This window comes from Pseudonocardia sp. SID8383 (assembly GCF_009864975.1).
Lineage (GTDB): Bacteria > Actinomycetota > Actinomycetes > Mycobacteriales > Pseudonocardiaceae > Pseudonocardia > Pseudonocardia alni.
In genome coordinates, this window is record NZ_WWFY01000155.1 from 1 (window position 1) to 1,151 (window position 1,151).

A 1,151-nucleotide genomic window follows, 5' to 3' on the forward strand; every position below is an offset into this window, starting at 1 on the left:
AAGGGCGCCCGCGCCGTGGTGGCGCGTGACGTCGCCGTCGACCTGTCGCAGCTGCTCGACGGCACCGCCCGCTTCGCGGGGGGACGGCTGCGCCCCGGGCAGGTCGCGGTGCTGGTGCGGACCAACGCCCAGGGCCTGCTGGTGCGCGACGCCTGCGCCGAGGCCGGGGTGCCCGCCGTGCTCACCGGCTCCACCAGCGTGTTCACCACGCCGGTCGCCGCGGAGTGGCTGACGCTGCTGGAGGCCGTCGAGCAGCCGCAGCGCTCGATGCGGCTGCGCGCCGCCGCGCTGACCCGGTTCGTCGGCCACACCGTCGCCGACCTGTGCGGGCCCGACGCCGAGGGGCTGGTCGACCAGCTCGGCGCGGACCTGCGGGCCTGGCACCAGGTCCTCGCCGAGCGCGGGGTCGCCGCCCTGCAGGAGGCCGTGTTCGCCCGTTACGCCCCGGCCGAGCGCCTGCTGCGCAGCCCCGACGGCGAGCGCGACCTCACCGACGTGCGCCACGTCGGCCAGGTTCTGCACTCCGCGGCGCTGGAACGCCACCTGGGCCCGACGGCGCTCACCGAGTGGCTGCGGCACCGGATCGGCGAGGCCGCCCGCGACACCTCCGCCGAGCGGAGCCGGCGGCTGGAGTCCGACGCCGACGCCGTCCAGATCGTGACGGTGCACCGGTCCAAGGGGCTCGAGTTCCCGGTGGTGTACCTGCCGTTCGCGTGGGACCGCTGGGTCGACGACCGGCCCGAGACGCTGCTCTACCACGACACCCCGGCCGGTGCCGGCGGCCAGCGCCGGCTCCTCGACGTCGGCGGGTCCACCGGGCCGGACCGCACCCGGCGCACCGCGCTGCACCAGGCCGAGGAGGCGGGCGAGGACCTGCGGCTGCTGTACGTGGCGCTCACCCGCGCCTGCAGCCAGGTCGTCGCCTGGTGGGTCCCGGGGACGACGACGGCGGCGGCGTCGCTGCACCGGGTGCTGTTCGGGCACGCCGGGCCCGGCGCGGAGCCGGAACCGACCGCGAAGGTCCCCGGCGACGCGAACGCGCTGGCGTTCCTGCGGGAGCGGCTCGCCCCGGCCGGCGCGTCGGTGGAGACCCTGCACGACGGCGACCCCGCCGACCGCACCCCGGTCCCGCCCGACGCGGGGCTGGCCGT

General features: G+C 77.8%; 1 protein-coding gene. It reads left to right on the plus strand.

Features of this window, described 5'->3' with window-relative positions; translation table 11 throughout:
- A partial coding sequence (locus tag GTW08_RS03860) for a 3'-5' exonuclease (protein WP_275938966.1) occupies positions 1 to 1,151 on the plus strand: 1,151 nt, incomplete at both ends.